We start from the raw sequence: 17,488 nt of genomic DNA, 5'->3' as shown, positions 1-17,488 counted from the left end.
GTGCAGATGAGCGGGTCCGGAACCCATGTTTCTGATGCCCAGCACGGACCGGACGACGCACTGGCAACCCGGTCCGCCCTGGTGAGCCGGCTGGAGCAGCTACCGGCCGCCGAACAGAGGCGCGTGCTGCAGGACCTGGTGAGTGCTCAGGCCCTTCAGGTGCTGCGCGCGGTCCACCCCGAGCCGCCCGCCGCGGTGCGTCCGGACGTGCCGTTCAAGGAGCAGGGCCTGGACTCGCTGGGGCTGTCCACACTGCAACTGCGGGTGAACACCGTCACCGGGCTGAGCCTGCCGCCCACTGTCGCCTTCGACCACCCCACCCCGGCCGCGCTCGCCGCGTTCCTGCGCGGCGAGCTGCTCGGCGTCGAGCCGGACGTGTTCGTGCCCGAGCCGGTCGCCGCGGCCGTCGACGACAGCGACCCGATCGTGATCGTCGGAATGGCCTGCCGCTTCCCGGGCGGTGTGGAGAGCCCCGAGGACCTGTGGCGGCTGGTCGACGAGGGCCGCGACGTGCTCGGCGACTTCCCCACCGACCGCGGCTGGGACGTGGAGAACCTCTACGACCCCGATCCGTCGGCGCCCCGCAAGAGCTATGTGAACAAGGGCGGGTTCCTTCAGGACGCCACCCGGTTCGACGCGGACTTCTTCGGCATCAGCCCGCGCGAGGCGCTGGCGATGGACCCGCAGCAGCGGCTGATGCTGGAGACCGCCTGGCAGGCGCTGGAGCACACCGGCATCGCCCCGGACTCCCTGCGCGGCAGCCGCACCGGCGTGTTCATCGGCGCCGAGGTGCACGAGTACGGCGTCAAGGCGCACGAGGCGCCCGAGGGCCTCGACGGGTACCTGATGATCGGCAACGCGCCCAGCGTCGCCTCCGGCCGGGTGTCCTACACCCTCGGTCTCGAGGGCCCCGCGATGACCCTGGACACCGCGTGCTCGGGCGCCGTGGTCTCGCTGCACCTGGCGGCGCAGGCGCTGCGCAGCGGTGAGTGCTCGCTGGCCCTCATCGGCGGTGTCACCGTGATGGGCTCCCCGGGCATCTTCACCTCTTTCAGCCGCCAGCAGGGCCTGGCCGCCGACGGACGGGTCAAGGCGTTCGCCGCGGCCGCCGACGGCACCGGCTTCTCCGAGGGCATCGGTCTGCTGGTGGTGGAGCGGCTGTCCGACGCCCGGCGGCTCGGGCACACGGTGTACGCCGTGGTCCGGGGCACCTCGGTCAACCAGGACGGTGCGAGCAACGGCCTGACCGCCCCGAGCGGCATCTCCCAGCAGCGGCTGATCCGCCAGGCCCTGGCGAACGCGGGGCTCGCCGCCGCCGACGTGGACGCGGTCGACGCGCACGGAACCGGCACCCGGCTGGGCGACCCGATCGAGGCGCAGGCGATCATCGCCACGTACGGTCAGGACCGGCCGGACGACCAGCCGCTGTGGCTGGGCTCGGTGAAGTCCAACCTGGGCCACACCCAGGCGGCGGGCGGCGCGGCCAGCATGATCAAGATGATCATGGCGATGCGGTACGGCGTGCTGCCCCGCACCCTGAACGTGGACGCCCCGTCCCCGCACATCCGCTGGTCGGCCGGGAACGTCAAGCTGCTGACCGAGGCCCGCCCCTGGGCGGCCGGCCACGACCGGCCGCGCCGCGCGGGCGTCTCCGCGTTCGGCATCAGCGGTACCAACGCCCACGTCATCCTGGAGGAGCCGCCCGCCGAGGACGCCGCTCGGGACGCCGCGGAGAACTCCACGGAGCCCGCCGCCGAGCGCACCAGCGGGACCGTCGAGGCACTGCCCCTGGTCGTCTCCGCCCGCGGTGGCGGGGCGCTGCGGGCACAGGCGGAGCGGCTGCTGGGCTTCCTCGCCGAGCGCCCCGAGGTGTCCCTGACGGACATCGGGTACTCGCTGGCGACCACGCGGGCCTCGCTGTCGCACCGGGCCGTGGTGCTGGCCGACGACCGGGCCGGTTTCGAACGCGGTCTGCGCGCCCTGGTCGAGGAGCACTCGGCACCCGGGCTGTTCGCCGACCCGCAGGGCGTGAGCGGCACCGCCGGCCGGCTGGCGTTCCTGTTCACCGGGCAGGGCAGCCAGCGGCTGGGCATGGGACGCGAGCTGTACCGCGCGTACCCGATCTTCGCCAAGACCCTCGAGGACGCCATCGGCCACCTCGACCTGCAACTGGACGTCTCGTTGTGGGACGTGCTGTTCGCCGCGGAGGGCACGCCCGAGGCGGAACTGCTGCACCGGACCCGGTACGCGCAGTGCGCGCTGTTCGCCGTGGAGGTCGCCCTGTACCGGCTGGTGGAGTCGTGGGGCATCACCCCCGACTATCTCGCCGGGCACTCCATCGGCGAGATCGCCGCCGCGCACGCGGCCGGGGTGCTGAGCCTGGAGGACGCCGCGACCCTGGTGGCCGCGCGCGGCCGGCTGATGCAGGAGCTGCCCGCGGGCGGCGCCATGATCGCCGTCCAGGCCACCGAGGAGGAGGTGCTGCCGCTGCTGGCCGAGCACGCCGGTCTGCTCGGCATCGCCGCCCTGAACGGGCCGAACTCCGTGGTGATCTCCGGTGACGAGGAGCGGGCCCTGGCCGTCGCCGCCCGGCTGGCGGAGCAGGGGCGCAAGACCAAGCGGCTGCGGGTGAGCCACGCCTTCCACTCGCCGCTGATGGAACCGATGCTGACGGAGTTCCGCCGGGTCGCCCAGGTGATGACCTACCGGGCCCCGCGGATCCCGGTCGTCTCCAACGTCACCGGCCGGCTCGCCACCGCCGAGCAGCTGTGCTCGCCGGAGTACTGGGTGGAGCACGTGCGCGAGGCGGTCCGCTTCGCCGACGGCGTCCGCTTCCTGGAGGAGGCGGGCGTCACCGGGTTCTTCGAGCTCGGCCCGGACGCCGTGCTGTCCGCCATGGGCCAGGAGTGCGTCTCGGGGCGGGGTGCGACGTTCGTGCCGGCGCTGCGCCGGGACCGCGACGAGCGGCGTGAACTGCTCTCCGCGGTCGCCCTGCTGCACACCTCTGGCGTGGCCGTGGACTTCGGCGCCTGCTACGAGGGGCTCGGTGCCCGCCGCGTCCAGCTGCCCACGTACGCCTTCCAGCGCCGCCACTTCTGGCTGAACGCCCCGGAGGGCAACGGCGATCCGGCCGGCATCGGCCAGCTGGCCGCCGGGCACCCGCTGCTCGGCTCGGTGGTGCGGCTGGCCGGCGAGAACGGCGGGGTCCTGCTGACCGGCCGGCTGTCGCTGCGCACCCATCCCTGGCTCGCCGACCACCTGATCGCCGGGGTGGCGCTGTTGCCCGGCACCGCGTTCGTGGAGCTGTCCGTGCGGGCGGGCGACGAGGTCGGCTGCGATCTGCTGGAGGAGCTGACCCTGCAGGCGCCGCTGGTGCTGCCGCCCTCCGGCGGGGTGGCGCTCCAGGTCGTCGTGGGCGCCGCCGACGCGCAGGGCCGCCGTACGGTCGACTTCTTCTCGCGTGCCGAGGACGCGCCGGAGGACACGGAGTGGACGCGGCACGCCACCGGTGTGCTCGCGGTGTCCGCCGCGCCGGCGGCCGACGCCGCCGCGTTCGGCATGGCCCAGTGGCCGCCGGCCGGTGCCGAGCCGGTCGACATCTCCGGCCTGTACCCGCAGATGGAGGAGCAGGGCTACGGCTACGGCCCCGTCTTCCACGGTCTGCGGGCGGTGTGGCGCGCGGGCGGCGAGGTGTTCGCCGAGGTGGCGCTGCCGGGCGAGGCCGCCTCGCAGGCGGGCGCGTTCGGCCTGCACCCGGCGCTGCTGGACGCCGCGCTGCACGCCACGGACTTCGCCTCGCCCGAGCCGGCCGAGGACGTGACGCGGCTGCCGTTCGCGTGGACCGGCGTCGCACTGTACTCCGCCGGTGCCTCCTCGATCCGGGTCAGGATCGCCGCGAACGGCACGGACTCGGTGTCGCTGGCGGTGGCCGACCCGACGGGCGCGCCGGTGGCCCGGATCGAGTCCTTCGTGCTGCGCCCCGTCGACACCGAGCAGCTGCGGGCCGCGCAGGGCGGCGCGAGCGCGCCGCTGCGCGTGGAGTGGACGGCGCTGTCGGCGCCCCGGACGGACGACGCCGGCACGGCGACCGTCGTACGGGTGGAGGCGCCCGCGGGCGTGGAACCGCCCGCCGCGGTCCGCGCCGTCACCGGCGCCGCGCTGGAGCGGCTGCGGGCCTGGCTCACCGATGCCGACGCCGACGGCCGGCTGGTCTTCGTCACCCGTGGCGCGGTGTCCGCCGCCGACGGGGAGACCGCCGACCTGGTGCAGGCGCCGGTGTGGGGTCTGGTGCGGGCGGCCCAGGCGGAGAACCCGGGCCGGATCGTCCTCGTCGACGTCGACGGCGACGCCGCCGAGGAGCTGCTGACCGCCGCTGTGGCCACCGGGGAGCCCGAGGTCGCCGTCCGCGCCGGGGAGCTCCGTGTCCCCCGCCTCGCGCCGGCCTCCGGCCTCGGCGAGCTGGATACGCCGTGGGACGGTGAGGGCACCGTCCTGATCACCGGCGGCACCGGCGGCCTGGGCGCCCTCGTCGCCCGCCACCTCGTCACCGAACACGGCGTACGCCACCTGCTGCTCACCAGCCGACGCGGACCCGACGCCCCCGGCGCACAGCAGCTCAAGACCGAACTCACCGCACACGGCGCCACCGTCACCCTCGCCGCCTGCGACGTCGCCGACCGCCAGGCACTGACCCGCCTGCTCACCACCATCGACCCCACCCACCCCCTCACCGGCATCGTCCACGCGGCCGGCGTCGTCGACGACGGACTGATCCCCTCCCTCACCGCCGAGCGCCTCGACGCGGTACTCGCCCCGAAGGCGGACGCGGCCTGGCACCTGCACGAGCTGACCGCCGAACTCGCCCCCCAGCTCAAGGCGTTCGTGCTCTTCTCCTCGACCGCCGGGTTCCTCGACGGTGCCGGCCAGGGCAACTACGCGGCGGCCAACGTCTTCCTGGACGCCCTCGCCCACCACCGCCGGGCCTCCTCGCTGCCCGCGCACGCCCTCGCCTGGGGCCTGTGGACCGGCGACGTGGGCATGGGCGCCGGGCTCGACGCGGCGGCCCTGCAGCGCATCGCCAAGCTGGGCCTGGAGCCGCTGTCGGCGGCGGAGAACCTCACCTTCCTCGACTCCTCGGTGCGCCTCGACGCCGCGAACCTGGTTCCGGTGCGGGTGGACGCCCGTGCTCTGCAGGACCGCTCCGACGGCGTACCGGCGGTACTGCGCTCCCTGGCGCCGGCCCGGCCGGCGCGCCGCACCGCCGCCACGGCCGCGGGCGCGGGCGCGGGTACGGTCTCGGTCGCCGACTCGCTCGCCGGCCGGCTGGCGGGCCTGTCCGCGGACGACCGCACCGCGGCGCTGCTGGAGCTGGTCCGCTCGCACGTCGCCGCGGTGCTCGGGCACGACAGCGCCGACGCGGTCGAGCCGGGCCGGGCCTTCAGCGAGAGCGGCTTCGACTCGCTTGCCGCCGTGGAGCTGCGCAACAGCCTCAACGCGGCCACCGGTCTGCGGCTGACGGCGACCCTCGTCTTCGACTACCCGACGCCTCGGGCGCTCGCCGAGCACATCGGCGCCAAGCTGGTCCCCGGCGCCGAACAGACCGGCACCCGGCCGTCGGCCCCGGCGCCCTCGGCCGCCGACACCGACGGCGACCCGATCGTCATCGTCGGCATGAGCTGCCGCTACCCGGGCGGGGTCACCTCCCCGGAGGAGCTGTGGGAGCTGGTCGCCGAGGGCCGGGACGGGGTCTCCCTGTTCCCGTCCGACCGCGGCTGGAACGTCGACGCCCTCTACGACCCCGAGCCCGGCGTCTCCGGCAGGAGTTCCACCCGTGAGGGCGGGTTCCTGTACGACGCGGCCGACTTCGACCCGGAGTTCTTCGGGATCAGCCCGCGCGAGGCCGTGGCCATGGACCCGCAGCAGCGGCTGCTGCTGGAGACGTCCTGGGAGGCCCTGGAGCGGGCCGGGATCGACCCGCTGTCGGCCCGGGGGACCGACACCGGCGTCTTCGCCGGCGTGATGTACCACGACTGGGGCACGCGCCTCGGCGACCGGGTGCCGGAGGAGGCCGCGGGCTATCTCGGCAACGGCAGCCTGGCGAGCGTGGTCTCCGGGCGCGTCTCCTACACGCTGGGCCTGGAGGGCCCGGCGGTGACGGTCGACACGGCCTGCTCCTCCTCGCTGGTCGCGCTGCACTGGGCCATACAGGCGCTGCGCGCGGGCGAGTGCTCTCTCGCGCTGGCCGGTGGTGTGACCGTCATGTCCACTCCGGACACCTTCATCGACATGAACCGGCAGCGGGGCCTGGCCTCGGACGGGCGCTGCAAGTCCTTCGCCGCCGCCGCGGACGGCACCGGCTGGGGCGAGGGCGCGGGCATGCTGGTCCTGGAACGGCTGTCGGACGCCCGGGCCAACAACCACCGGGTCCTCGCGGTGGTCCGCGGCTCGGCGGTCAACCAGGACGGTGCGAGCAACGGTCTGACCGCGCCCAACGGCCCTTCCCAGCAGCGGGTGATCGAGCAGGCCCTCGCGACGGCCGGCCTGACCCCGGCCGACGTGGACGCCGTCGAGGCGCACGGCACGGGCACCACGCTGGGCGACCCGATCGAGGCGCAGGCACTGCTGGCCACCTACGGACAGCACCGGTCGGGCGACGAGCCGCTGTGGCTCGGCTCGATCAAGTCCAACCTCGGGCACACCCAGGCCGCCGCCGGTGTCGCCGGCATCATCAAGGTCGTCATGGCCATCCGGGAGGGCCTGCTGCCCAGCACCCTGCACGTCGACGCGCCGTCGCCGCAGGTGGACTGGGAGTCGGGTGCCGTCCGGCTGCTGACCGAGGCCCGCGACTGGCCCGAGACGGGGCGCCCGCGCCGGGCCGGCGTGTCCTCCTTCGGCATCAGCGGCACCAACGCCCACGTCATCATCGAGCAGCCGGCCGCCGAGGACGCGGCCGGGCCGGAGCCGGTGGACGAGGAGGCGCCGGTCGTCGCCTGGCCGGTCTCCGGCAGGACGCCCCAGGCCGTGCGGGCCCAGGCCGGCCGGCTGCGGGAATTCCTCGACACGCTGGACGACGGCCTGCTGACGACAGCGGCGAGCGCGCTCGCCACCTCGCGCGCCGCCCTCGACCACCGCGCGGTGGCCGCGGGCACCGGCCGCGAGGAACTGGCCGAGGCCCTGGACCGGATCGCGGCCGGCAAGGACATCGAGGAGGCCGTCGGCGGCAAGCTCGCCTTCCTGTTCACGGGACAGGGCGCGCAGCGCCTCGGCATGGGCCGGGAGCTGGCCGAGACCTACCCCGCCTTCGCCCAGGCCCTCGAGGCGGTGCTCGCCGCCGTCGACACACACCTGGACCGGCCACTGCGCGAGGTCATCTGGGGCGACGACGCCGACCTGCTCAACCAGACCCAGTACACCCAACCCGCCCTCTTCGCCTTCGAAGTCGCCCTCTACCGGCTCATCGAGTCCCTCGGCATCACCCCCGACCACCTCGCCGGACACTCCATCGGCGAGATCGCCGCCGCACACGTCGCCGGCGTGTTCACCCTCGACGACGCCGCCCGCCTGGTCACCGCCCGCGGACGCCTCATGCAGGCCCTCCCCACCGGCGGCACCATGATCGCCGTACAGGCCACCGAGGACGAAGTCCTGCCGCTGCTGACCGACCAGACCGGCATCGCCGCCCTCAACGCGCCTTCGTCCACGGTGATCTCGGGCAGCGAGGACGCCGTGGCGGCGATCGCGGAGCAGTTCGCCGCACAGGGCCGCAAGACCAAACAGCTCGCCGTCAGCCACGCCTTCCACTCCCCCCTCATGGACCCCGTCCTCGACGACTTCCGCACCGTCGCCGAATCCCTGACCTACCAGCAGCCGCACATCCCGTTCGTCTCCACCGTCACCGGACAGCCGGTCACCGACGAACTCACCACCCCCGACTACTGGACCGAACACATCCGCAAGCCCGTCCGGCTCACCGAGGCGCTGGCACACCTGGCGCAGACAGGTACCGGCACCTATCTGGAGATCGGCCCCGACGCCGTCCTCACCGCCCTCGGACCCGCCACCACCGACGACGCCACCTTCATCCCCACCCAACGCCGCGACCGCAGCGAGCCGCTGGAGCTGGTGCGAGGTGCCGGACGGGTGTACTCCCGAGGCATCGGCGTGGACCGGAGCGCCTTCTTCGGCGACCGTGACGGTTCGCGGCTGGACCTGCCGACGTACGCCTTCCAGCGGGAGCGCTACTGGCTGGACCCGACCGCCCCCGTCGGCGACGTCGGTTCGGCCGGCCTCACACCGGTGGACCACCCGATCCTGAGCGCCGCGGTGCCGTCACCGGACTCCGAGGGGCTGGTGCTGACGGGCCGGCTGTCGACCGAGACCCACCCCTGGCTCGCCGACCACGACGTGCTGGGCACCGTCCTGCTGCCCGGCACCGGACTCGTCGAACTCGCCATCCGCGCCGGCGACGAGGCGGGCACCCCGCACCTGGAGGAACTCACCCTCCAGGCGCCGCTGACCCTCCCCGACCGAGGCGCGCTCGCCCTCCAGGTCGTACTCGGTGATCCCGACCCGTCCGGCTGCCGTACCGTCGCCGTGCACACCCGGCCGGAGGACGGCGGGGCCGCCTGGACGCTGCACGCCTCGGGCACCCTCGCCCCGGCGGCCGACATCCCGGCCTTCGAGCGCACCGCCTGGCCCCCGGCCGACGCCACGCCCCTGCCCATCGACGACATCTACGAGCGCCTCATCGGCCGGGGCTACCACTACGGCCCCGTCTTCCAGGGCCTGAAGGCCGTCTGGCGGCATGGTGAGGACATCTACGCCGAGGTCGCCCTCCCCGAGACCGCCCACGCCGACGCCCTGCGCTTCGGGCTGCACCCTGCTCTCCTCGACGCGGCCATGCACGGCGACCTGGTCGACGAGCACGGCGAGGCCTCCGGTGAGACGCTGCTGCCGTTCTCCTGGAACGGCGTCACGCTGCACGCCTCCGGAGCGACCGAACTGCGGGTGCTGCTGCGCCGGGTGCGCGGTGACGAGGTGTCGGCGATGTGGGTCGCCGACGGCACGGGCCGCCCGGTGGCCACCGTGAGCGAGCTGATCTCCCGGCCGGTGGCCGGTGAGCAGCTGGAGGCGTCCCGTCCCGGTCGTGCGGACGCGCTGTTCCACGTCGGCTGGACCGGCCTGCCGATGCCGCAGGCACCGGCGGCCGGTGTGGCAGGGCTCGCCGGGTCCGGACTTCCAGCCGGGGAGACGGAGTTCGCGGACCTGTCCGCGCTGGGCGCCGCCGTGGCGGCCGGGCAGCCGGTGCCGGACCTGGTGCTGGCCCCGGTCACCGTCCCAGCCACGGGCGACGTGCCGGCGGCGGCACGTGCGGTGACCCTGTCCGTCCTGGAGACCGTCCGGGCCTGGCTGGCGGACGACCGGTTCAGCGGTTCGCGCCTGGTCGTGGTGACTCGGAACGCGGTCGCCACTGGTCCGCAGGACGCCGTGGACGTGGCACAGGCCCCGGTGTGGGGTCTGGTCCGCGCCGCAGAGGCGGAGAACCCCGGGCGGTTCGCCCTGCTCGACACCGACGGCACCGAGGCGTCGGCGGCGGCTCTGGCCGCGGCGGCCGCCTCCGGGGAACCGGAGGCCGCGCTGCGCGACGGGGTGCTGTCGGTGCCCCGGCTGGTCCCGGCGCCCGCGGGCGAGGCGTCGTCGCCGTGGGACGGTGAGGGCACCGTCCTGATCACCGGCGGCACCGGCGGCCTGGGCGCCCTCGTCGCCCGCCACCTCGTCACCGAACACGGCGTACGCCACCTGCTGCTCACCAGCCGACGCGGACCCGACGCCCCCGGCGCACAGCAACTCAAGACCGAACTCACCGCACACGGCGCCACCGTCACCCTCGCCGCCTGCGACGTCGCCGACCGCCAGGCACTGATCCGCCTGCTCACCACCATCGACCCCACCCACCCCCTCACCGGCATCGTCCACGCGGCGGCGGCCGTGGACAGCGGCCTGGTGGCGACGCTCAGCGCGGAGCAGGTGGGGACGGTGTTCGGCGCGAAGGCGGACGCGGCCTGGCACCTGCACGAGCTGACCGCCGAACTCGCCCCGCAGCTCAAGGCGTTCGTGCTCTTCTCGTCGGCCGGTGGCCTGGTGCTGGCGGCAGGCCAGGGCAACTACGCGGCGGCCAACGTCTTCCTGGACGCCCTCGCCCACCACCGCCGCGGCGCCGGGCTCCCGGCCACCGCGGTCGCCTTCGGCATGTGGGCGGTGAACACCGGTCTCGGCGGACCGCTGGCCGACTCCGACCTGGACCGGATGCGACGGCTGGGCATGCCCGCGCTGGAGGCCGCGGATGGCCTGGCCCTGTTCGACGCGGCCCTGGCCACCGGCGAGCCGCTGGTCGTACCGGTCCGGGTGGACCGTGCGGCCCTGCGGTCCCGTACCGACGAGCCGCCGGCGCTGCTGCGCGGCATGTTCCGCGGCGCCGGTCGCCGCGCCGCCCAGGCCGCCACGGCCGCCGAGACCGGGGTGCTGGCCCAGCGGTTCGCCGGCCTCAGCGAGGGCGAACGCGATCGGGCCCTGCTGGAGCTGGTCCGCCGCGAGGTGGCGTCGGTGCTCGGCCACAGCGGCATCGAGTCGGTGGGACCGGAGCGGGCGTTCAAGGAGCTGGGCTTCGACTCGCTGGCCGCGGTGGAACTGCGCAACAACCTCACCGCCGCGACCGGGCTGCGGCTGCCCGCGACCCTGGTCTTCGACCACCCGAGCGCCCGTGCGGTGGCCGCGCTGATCAAGGACAAGATGTCCGGTACGGCCGCCCCCGCAGCGGTGCGGGCCACACCGCGCACCACTGCCTCGGCCGACGAGCCCATCGCCGTCGTCGGCATCGCCTGCCGCTTCCCGGGCGGTGTGCGTTCCGCCGAGGACCTGTGGCGCCTGGTCGCCGAAGGGCGCGACGCGGTCACCGGCTTCCCGGCCGACCGCGGCTGGGACTCCGAGGGCATCTACGACCCGGAGCCCGGCACCCCGGGCAAGACCTACGCGGTGCAGGGCGGTTTCCTGCACGACGCCGCCGAGTTCGACCCGGAGTTCTTCGGCATCATGCCGCGCGAGGCCGTCGCCATGGACCCGCAGCAGCGGCTGCTGCTGGAGACGTCCTGGGAGGCGATCGAACGGGCCGGCATCGACCCGGCGTCGCTGCGCGGCAGCCAGACGGGTGTGTACGTGGGCGTCATGTACCACGACTACGCCACGCTGCACGGCTCCGCCCCGGACGAGCTGTCCCCGTACCTGGGCAACGGCAGCGCCGGCAGCATCGCCTCGGGCCGCGTCGCCTACACGCTGGGCCTGGAGGGCCCGGCGGTGACCGTCGACACCGCCTGCTCGTCCTCGCTGGTCTCGCTGCACATGGCCTGTCAGGCGCTGCGTCAGGGTGAGGTCACCATGGCGCTGGCGGGCGGTGTCACGGTGATGCCGACGCCGGAGATCTTCGTGGACTTCAGCCAGCAGCGCGGTCTGGCGGCCGACGGACGCTGCAAGGCGTTCGCGGCGGCGGCGGACGGCACCGGCTGGTCGGAGGGAGTGGGCCTGCTGCTGGTGGAGCGGCTGTCGGACGCCGAGCGCCACGGCCACCCCGTCCTGGCCGTCATCCGATCCAGCGCCACCAACCAGGACGGCGCGAGCAACGGTCTGACCGCGCCCAACGGTCCCTCCCAGCAACGCGTGATCCAGCGCGCGCTGGCGGCCGCCGGGCTGACCGCCGATGACGTGGACCTGATCGAGGGCCACGGCACGGGTACCACACTCGGTGACCCGATCGAGGCGCAGGCGCTGCTGGCCACCTACGGGCAGAACCGGCCCGAGGACCGGCCGGTGTGGCTGGGCTCGATCAAGTCCAACATCGGGCACGCCCAGGCGGCTTCGGGCATCAGCGGCGTCATCAAGGCCGTGATGGCGGTGCGTGAGGGCGTCATGCCCAAGACGCTGCACGTGGACGAGCCGTCCCCCAAGGTGGACTGGTCGGCCGGCGGTGTCCGGCTGCTGACCGAGGCCCGCGAGTGGCCCGAGACGGGCCGTCCGCGCCGCGCGGCGGTGTCGTCCTTCGGTCTCAGCGGCACCAACGCGCACGTCATCGTCGAGCAGGCCCCGCACGTTCCCGGGGCGGCCGAGGCGCCCACGCCTCCGGCGGACAACGGCCGTACGGCGGCGCTGCTGCTGTCGGCCAAGGACGCCCGGAGCCTGCCCGCCCAGGCCGAGCGGCTCAGGGCGCTCCTCGAGGCGGAGCAGCGGCCCTCACTGTTCGACGTGGCCTACTCGCTGGCGACCACGCGCGCCGCGCTCGACCACCGGGTCGCGGTGCTCGCATCGGACGCCGACGACGCGGTGCGCGCTCTGACCGCGCTGGTGGAGGGCACGGCGTCGCCGTCGGTTGTGACGGGCCTCGACCGGGCCGACACGCCCGCGGCGTTCCTGTTCACGGGGCAGGGCGCGCAGCGGCTCGGCATGGGCCGGGAGCTGGCCGACACCTACCCGGTCTTCGCCGAGGCCCTCGAGGCGGTGCTCGCCGCCGTCGACACACACCTGGACCGGCCACTGCGCGAGGTGATGTGGGGCGAGGACGCCGACCTGCTCAGCCAGACCCAGTACACCCAGCCCGCCCTGTTCGCCTTCGAAGTCGCCCTCTACCGGCTGGTTGAGTCCTTCGGCGTCATCCCGGACTACCTCGCCGGACACTCCATCGGCGAGATCGCCGCCGCACACGTCGCCGGCGTGTTCTCCCTCGACGACGCCGCCCGCCTGGTCACCGCCCGCGGACGCCTCATGCAGGCCCTCCCCACCGGCGGCACCATGATCGCCGTACAGGCCACCGAGGACGAAGTCCTGCCGCTGCTGACCGACCAGACCGGCATCGCCGCCCTCAACGCCCCCGACTCCACCGTGATCTCGGGCAGCGAGGACGCCGTCCTCACGATCAAGGCCCACTTCGACAGCCTGCGCCGCAAGACCAAACAGCTCGCCGTCAGCCATGCCTTCCACTCCCCCCTCATGGACCCCGTCCTCGACGACTTCCGCACCGTCGCCGAATCCCTGACCTACCAGCGGCCGCGCATCCCGTTCGTCTCCACCGTCACCGGACAGCCGGTCACCGACGAACTCACCACCCCCGACTACTGGACCGAACACATCCGCAAGCCCGTCCGGCTCACCGAGGCGCTGGCACACCTGGCGCAGACAGGTACCGGCACCTATCTGGAGATCGGCCCCGACGCCGTCCTCACCGCCCTCGGACCCGCCACCACCGACGACGCCACGTTCGTCCCGGCGCAGCGCCGGGGCCGTGGTGAGGACCGCGAACTCGTCGGCGCTCTGGGCCTCTTGCACGCCGTGGGCACCCGGGTGGACTGGGCCTCGTACTACGCGGGCACCGGTGCCCGCCGCGTCGACCTGCCGACGTACGCCTTCGAGAAGCGCCACTTCTGGCTGGAGACGCCGAAGGTCCAGGCGGCCGCCACGGACGCGGCCGGGCACGGTCAGGTCGCGACGGGTCACCCGCTGCTGAGCGCGGCGATCGACCTGCCGGACGGTGGAGCGGTCCTGACGGGCCGGCTGTCGACCGAGACCCACCCCTGGCTCGCCGACCACGACGTCCTGGGCACCGTCCTGCTGCCCGGCACCGGACTCGTCGAACTCGCCATCCGCGCCGGCGACGAAGCGGGCACCCCGCACCTGGAGGAACTCACCCTCCAGGCGCCGCTGACCCTCCCCGACCGAGGCGCGCTCGCCCTCCAGGTCGTACTCGGCAGCCCGGACGCCACGGGCCGGCGCAACCTCACCGTCCACACGCGGCCCGAGGACGGTCACGGGATCTGGACGCAGCACGCGGCCGGCACCCTGACTCCGGGTTCCGACAGCCCGGCCTTCGACCTCGGCGTCTGGCCGCCGGCCGGCGCCGCACCGATCCGCCTGGAGAACGTCTATGAGCGCCTGACGTCCCGCGGGTACCACTACGGCCCCGTCTTCCAGGGCCTCAAGGCCGCCTGGCGGCACGGCGACGACGTCTACGCCGAGGTCGCCCTCCCCGAGACCGCCCACGGCGAGGCCCTGCGCTACGGGCTGCACCCCGCGCTCCTCGACGCGGCGAGCCATGTCGACCTGCTGGACGAGTCCGGCACGACGCTGCTGCCGTTCGTGTGGAGCGGGGTGAGCCTGCACGCCTCCGGCGCCACCGAGCTGCGGGTGCTGCTGCGCCGGGTCGGCGGGGCCGAGGTGACCGAGCTGAGGATCGCCGACGCGAGCGGACGTCCGGTCGCGACGGTCGAACGGCTGATGTCCCGGCCCGTCGACCGCGAGCAGCTCGCGGCCCCGGCCGACGACCTGTACCGCTTCGGCTGGCTGCCGGGTCCGGCACCGGCCGGCGACGGAGTGGACCTGCCCGCACTGGCCGGCCTGCCGACCACCGACGACGTACCCGCGTACGCCCTGCTGCGGGTGACGGCGGACGGCGCCGGGACGGTGGACGGCGCACACGCGGCGGTGCACGAGGTGCTCGCGGCGGTGCAGGACTGGCTGGCCGACCCCCGGTTCGCGCGGTCGACCCTGGTGGTGGCCACGCGCGGGGCCGTGCGGACGGCGGACGGCGACCGTGCCGACGTGGCGCAGGCTCCGGTGTGGGGTCTGGTCCGGGCGGCACAGGCCGAACACCCCGGACGGCTGGTCCTGGTGGACCTCGACGGCACGCCGGAGTCCGAGCGGGCGCTGCCGGCGGCGGTCTCGTCCGGGCAGCCGGAACTGGCGCTACGGTCCGGAGCGGTCCTGGTCCCGAAGCTGCTGCCGGCCGCCGTCGGTACCGGGGCAGCGCCGTGGGACGGTGAGGGCACCGTCCTGATCACCGGCGGCACCGGCGGCCTGGGCGCCCTCGTCGCCCGCCACCTCGTCACCGAACACGGCGTACGCCACCTGCTGCTCACCAGCCGCCGCGGACCCGACGCCCCCGGCGCACAGCAGCTCAAGACCGAACTCACCGCACACGGCGCCACCGTCACCCTCGCCGCCTGCGACGTCGCCGACCGCCAGGCACTGACCCGCCTGCTCACCACCATCGACCCCACCCACCCCCTCACCGGAGTCGTCCACGCGGCCGGCGTCGTCGACGACGGGCTGATCGCCTCGCTCACCCCGGAGCGGTTCAACGGGGTGCTCGGCCCGAAGGCGGACGCGGCCTGGCACCTGCACGAGCTGACCGCCGAACTCGCCCCCCAGCTCAAGGCGTTCGTGCTCTTCTCCTCCACGACCGGGTTCCTCGACAACGCCGGTCAGGCCAACTACGCGGCGGCCAACGTCTTCCTGGACGCCCTCGCCCACCACCGTCACGGCAGCGGACTCCCGGCCGTCTCACTCGCCTGGCACCTGTGGGAGGGCGACGGCATGGGGTCCCGGCTGGACCCGGCGGTGTTCGAGCGGCAGCGCCGCCTGGGCACCCCGGCCATCTCCCCGCAGGACGGGCTCGCGCTGTTCGACGCGGCGCTCGCCACCGGGCAGACGGCCCTCGTCCCGCTCCGCCTGGACGCCGCGGCTCTGGCCGCCACGGGCACGGTGCCCGCGGCGCTGAGCGAGGTGGCGGCCGCCGGACGGCCGCGCAGCACGCGGTCCCTGGCCGCCGCCCCGGGCACCAGGGCCGATGCGGCCGCCACCGAGTCCGAGTCGCTGGAGCAGCGGCTGGCCGGCCTCCCGCGGGAGGAACAGCTGGAGAGCCTGCTGGACGTCGTACGGGCCACGGTGGCGGCGGTGCGGCACGACGACCCGGACGCCGTCGACGTGCGGCGCGGCTTCACCGAGCTGGGTCTGGACTCGCTGGCGGCGATCGAGCTGCGCAACCAGCTGAGCGGCCAGACCGGTCTGCGGCTGCCCGCGACGATGATGTTCGACTACCCGAACCCGGAGAGCCTCGCGGCCTTCCTGCTGGAGGAGCTGGCACCGCCGGCCGCCGAGGACGAGCAGGCAGCGGCGGGGAACGAGCAGTCCGCCCCGGCAGGCGCCATCGCGGACATGGGCATCGACGACCTGGTGCGGGCCGCGCTCGCCGCCCGGACGTCCGACTGAGGGGGAAGGCACCGAGCCACGTGGACACCAACGAGATCGTGGAGGCGCTGCGCGCCTCCCTCATGGAGAACGAACGGCTGCGCAAGGAGAACGACCGGCTCTCCCGCCTCCAGGCCGAGCCGATCGCGATCGTGGGCATGGCCTGCCGGTTCGCCGGCGAGGTGGAGTGCCCCGACGACCTGTGGCGGATGCTCGTCGAGGAACGTGACGGCGTCACCGCCTTCCCCACCGACCGGGGCTGGGACGTCGAGGGCCTCTACGACCCCGAGCACGGCGCACCCGGCAAGAGCATCACCCGCCACGGGGCGTTCCTGGCCGACGCGGCCGGCTTCGACGCGGAACTGTTCGGCATCTCGCCCCGCGAGGCGCTCGAGATGGACCCGCAGCAGCGGCTGCTGCTGGAGACCGCCTGGGAGACCATCGAGAACGCCCGGATCGACCCGCTCTCCCTCAAGGGCAGCAGGACGGGGGTGTTCACGGGGCTGATGTACCACGAGTACGAGGGCGCCAGCACCGGTGGCAGCCTGATCAGCGGCCGGATCGCGTTCACCCTCGGCCTGGAGGGGCCGGCGGTGACCGTCGACACGGCGTGCTCCTCCTCCCTGGTCGCGCTGCACCTGGCGAGCCAGGCGCTGCGGTCCGGCGAGTGCTCCCTCGCGCTGGCGGGCGGGGTGACGGTGATGGTCACGCCGGAGACCTTCCAGTACTTCACCAAGCAGCGCGGACTGTCCCGCGACGGCCGCTGCCGTTCGTTCGCGGCCGCGGCGGACGGCACCGGCTGGGGTGAGGGAAGCGGCATGATCCTGCTGGAGCGGCTGTCGGACGCCGAGCGCAACGGGCGGCGCATCCTGGCCGTGATCCGTTCCTCCGCCCTCAACCAGGACGGTGCCTCGAGCGGCCTGACCGCGCCCAACGGACCCGCACAGCAGCGGGTGATCCGGCAGGCGCTGGACAGCGCCGGCCTGACGCCCGCCGAGGTTGACGCGGTCGACGCGCACGGTACGGCGACCAGGCTCGGCGACCCGATCGAGGCACAGGCACTGCTCGCCACCTACGGGCGCGGCAGGCCCGCCGGCCGGCCACTGTGGCTCGGTTCGGTGAAGTCCAACCTGGGCCACACCCAGGCCGCCGCCGGGGTGGCGTCCGTCATCAAGATGGTCCTCGCGCTGCGGCACGAGCTGCTGCCCCGGACACTCGGGGTCGACGAGCCGACGCCGCAGGTCGACTGGGAGGCCGGGCACGTACGGCTGCTCACCGAGGCGCAGCCGTGGCCGAAGTCCGGCACACCGCGCCGGGGCGCGGTCTCCTCCTTCGGGATCAGCGGGACCAATGCCCACGTGATCCTCGAGGAAGCGCCCGCCTGACACGCCGTAGGACCGCCGGCCGCGCAGCCCGCCGGCTG

At 74.4% G+C, this 17,488-nt stretch carries 1 pseudogene; it reads left to right on the top strand.

What is annotated here, in order from left to right:
* Positions 1–6 precede the first annotated feature (6 nt).
* Positions 7–17,444 (top strand): annotated as a pseudogene (locus OG956_RS39165) (SDR family NAD(P)-dependent oxidoreductase); the annotation flags it as partial.
* Positions 17,445–17,488: the final 44 nt, after the last annotated feature.

Origin of the sequence: Streptomyces sp. NBC_00557 (genome assembly GCF_036345995.1) — a bacterium.
Taxonomy (GTDB): domain Bacteria; phylum Actinomycetota; class Actinomycetes; order Streptomycetales; family Streptomycetaceae; genus Streptomyces.
The sequence above is the reverse complement of the archived record's forward strand: the minus strand, read 5'-3'. Positions and strand labels throughout refer to the sequence as shown.